Below are 3,634 nucleotides of genomic sequence, written 5' to 3' on the forward strand. Positions count from 1 at the left end.
AAGCTATGGCTGTAGAAGTCCCTGCTGATTTCCGTAGTTATGTAGAAAAGCTGGCAGAAGTTAGCGGTGTTACTATCTCCAATTTTGATGATATGATCGCTGCTTTACGCAAACGTCACGACTTCTTCGCAGAACAAGGTTGCCGTTTGTCTGACCATGGTATTGAAGAATTCTACGCAGAAGATTATACCGATGCTGAAATCAAGGCTATATTTAATAAGGTATATGGCGGTACAGAATTGACCAAAGAAGAAATTCTGAAATTCAAATCGGCCATGCTTGTTATCTTCGGTGAAATGGACTGGGAAAAAGGATGGACTCAACAGTTCCACTACGGCGCTATCCGCAATAACAACACCAAGATGTTCAAATTACTGGGCGCTGACACCGGTTTCGACTCTATCGGTGAATTCACCACAGCCAAAGCAATGGCTAAATTCCTTGACCGTCTGAATACCAATGGCAAATTGACTAAAACAATCCTTTATAACCTGAACCCATGCGCAAATGAAGTGATTGCAACTATGTTGGGCAACTTCCAAGATGGTTCTATCCCGGGAAAAATTCAGTTTGGTTCGGGATGGTGGTTCCTCGATCAAAAGGATGGTATGGAAAAACAAATGAACGCCTTGTCTGTGCTTGGTCTCCTAAGCCGCTTTGTAGGTATGTTGACAGACTCTCGTTCTTTCCTGTCCTACCCGCGTCATGAATATTTCCGCCGTACATTATGTAACTTGGTAGGACGCGACGTAGAGAACGGAGAAATCCCTGCATCTGAAATGGAACGCGTAAACCAAATGATTGAAGATATCAGCTACAACAATGCTAAGAACTTCTTCAAGTTCTAACGGATTAGTAGTTACACTATAAAAAAGCCGCTACCAAAGTCGAATATGCTTTGAGTAGCGGTATTTTTATGTTCTATTATTACCATTCATCCAATTCCACAACCCAGGGCTTATCTTATGCATTAACAGTAGATTCACAACACAAACCACAACGCCGACAAATCCCCAAAGCAATGTTTCATTCAGCGTATAATAGTCTTTAACCTGAATAAACACCCAAATACAATACGGTAAACATAACACCGATGTAACAATAACAGGTATATACTTTCTTATTACCAAAAACTGAATGATATGCACTATCAGGTGCAAACCAAAAGCAATCAAACAACAATACCAAGCCGTCAAATCATTCATGCAGATTGACATAACCGTACAGGCTGATATAATTATAAACTCTTCCAATACCGTCAAGGCAAAAACCGGCGCATTACTCAAAGAATCTACTTTATCTTTCATAAAAGGGAAGCGCATGTACAACATAGCCTTGTTCTTATCCAACCATGTCGGAAGCATTATTATCTCTTCAAATTCATGAATCATGAATACTATGGGCAATAAATATAGGTATTCCATCGTTTTTATTCCTTATTATCATTCAAGTATTGATATACAAAAAAAGAGGCAACCTTAGTTACCTCTTTTTAGTACACCCTCAGGGACTCGAACCCTGGACCCATTGATTAAGAGTCAATTGCTCTACCAGCTGAGCTAAGAGTGCAACATATTATTTTTATTGCAACCTTGAATTTGTACACCCTCAGGGATTCGAACCCTGGACCCACTGATTAAGAGTCAGTTGCTCTACCAACTGAGCTAAGAGTGCTTAATTCCTCGTTTGCGGTTGCAAAAGTAGGTCTTTTATTTTATTTGACCAAACAATCATGCAGCTTTTTTACTATCTTTTTTTCGTCTTTATTCGAACACATAAAGCTCGGAAGGCGTATTTCGCTTTAAAGCAAGTAGTTGCACATCTTTACCTACAAGAATACCTTTGTTCTTTAATTTCCATTCCACCGTTTTATAAGCTAGCTCCGGATGATTATTGTCTTTACTCAAATGACACAACCAGATATAGCGCAAATGTTCAGAGATATTTTCCGCTAAAAACTCCGCAGTATCAGAGTTACTCATGTGTCCGGTCTTACTTGCAATCCGCTCCTTCAAATATTGAGGATAAGGCCCCATTTTGAGCATTTCCTCATCATAGTTAGCTTCAAGTATCAGATAATGGGCCTTACTGATATAATGGGCAGCTGTAGGAGTAATTTCTCCAAGGTCCGTTAAGAAGGAAAAGACTTTGCCGTCGATTTCAATGCAGTACCCCACATTGTCCGTTCCATCATGCGGCACTTCAAAAGATTCGATATGAAAATCCTCCAAAGTCATCGGCTCTTGCTTTTCCAGGTAACGAACTGACGAACTCAATTTCTCCGTCATACAATAGCTACGATTAATTCCAGCATGAATACGTGCGGTTGTATAAACAGGAATATTCAATTTTTCTCCCAGATTACCCACAGCTTTGATATGGTCAGCATGATCGTGCGTTATAAATACCGCACGAATACTATCCATCAAGATATTATAATCTTTCAGTGTTTTTTTGATAGTACGTATGCCGATTCCGGCATCTATCAGTATTCCATAGGTTTCAGTACCCAGATAATAACAGTTCCCACTACTGCCACTCGCCAGGCTTATAAATTTTACTTTCATGTTTTATCCTCTTTATTAAAATGCAAAATGCCGTCAACTTTTACAGCAAAGTGACGGCAAATATACATAAAAAAGAATAGAATTACCGAGAAGATTCCTTCTTTTTGTCGATGGATTCGGTGATTTTCGCAAATAATAGTAGCGCTACAGCGGCAATCAGACCAATAGCAGCAAAGTAATACCATATATAATGGGCATTTGCGCTAGCTGCCTCCCATGCCGCCCGTGTCTCGAACAAAGCAGGATCCGGACAGTATTTGGTAAGCAAAATTCCCGCCAGACCAAAACCAAAGATGGAAGAAAGAAAGGAATGTAAATGACTGAATCCTAAATACATTCCTTCTTCGCCTTTAGGAGCCTGCAAAGAGAAATACTCCAGATAACGCGGCGAAATAAAACATTCGGCAAGTGCTTGTACCACTATACCTGCAATCATCATCAGGGTAATATTGCTCATGCCTGTAATAAGATCATTTCCCAGCAAGTTTCCATATGCCATCAGCAACGCCGAAAAAGGAATCAAAAACATTCCCACATTCATCGAAGTAATCGCACTGCGTTTTGCCATCAAACGTGTGATAAAGCTAACGCAACAAACCACCACAAAAGGATTCACATTAGCAATCCAGCCCGGTTTCGCCGTCTCGCCGGCCAATCGGATCACATATTTAGGCATAGTGGCGTAAAGTTGCTGTTGCACCATCCAGAACCCTGTAACAATCAGAATAAGAATCAATAAACGCCAGTTGGTGATGATTCGCATAAATCCTTGCCCAATCTCACGGAGACTTTTTCCTTCACCAGCCGTGTGCGTTGATTTATAAAGGAGAATAACAGCAAGCAAAGCAATAATTGTCATCGCACCGGAGAAATAATTAATATAGATATATGCCTGCTCACCAATGACATTACGCAAAGGATCGATAATTGTTTTACCGGTAAAAGCACCTACATTTACCATCATATAAAAGATGGAATAACCACGCGCACGCGTTGCCTCCGTTGTTTCTTTGGCCACAGATGCAGAAATGATGGACTTAATAAATGATCCTCCCACCATAAGTACA

Annotated in this window: 4 protein-coding genes and 2 tRNA genes; 1 reads left to right on the plus strand and 5 read right to left on the minus strand. The window is 40.3% G+C overall.

All coding sequences use genetic code 11. The features are described from left to right. The coding region (locus BXY_RS02680) for a glucuronate isomerase (RefSeq protein WP_208946731.1) at positions 1-848 on the plus strand (848 nt) is incomplete at its 5' end. 66 nt (positions 849-914) lie between these two features. Here BXY_RS02680 and BXY_RS02685 read toward each other — a convergent pair. The 5 genes from BXY_RS02685 to BXY_RS02705 form a co-directional block, all read right to left on the minus strand. Beyond that, positions 915-1,424, minus strand: coding sequence for an HXXEE domain-containing protein (locus tag BXY_RS02685; protein ID WP_015531159.1), 510 nt, complete (start codon positions 1,422-1,424; stop codon positions 915-917). Between the two features lie 72 nt (positions 1,425-1,496). Then, positions 1,497-1,569: transfer RNA gene (locus BXY_RS02690), tRNA-Lys, on the minus strand. Between the two features lie 32 nt (positions 1,570-1,601). Further along, positions 1,602-1,674, minus strand: a tRNA-Lys gene (locus tag BXY_RS02695). A gap of 89 nt (positions 1,675-1,763) precedes the next feature. After that, positions 1,764-2,567, minus strand: coding sequence for an MBL fold metallo-hydrolase (locus BXY_RS02700; protein ID WP_008640170.1), 804 nt, complete (start codon positions 2,565-2,567; stop codon positions 1,764-1,766). 82 nt (positions 2,568-2,649) lie between these two features. Further along, positions 2,650-3,634, minus strand: a 985-nt coding sequence (locus tag BXY_RS02705; protein WP_208946732.1) for an MFS transporter, incomplete at its 5' end; no start/stop codon positions are given.

Origin of the sequence: Bacteroides xylanisolvens XB1A (genome assembly GCF_000210075.1) — a bacterium.
GTDB lineage: Bacteria > Bacteroidota > Bacteroidia > Bacteroidales > Bacteroidaceae > Bacteroides > Bacteroides xylanisolvens.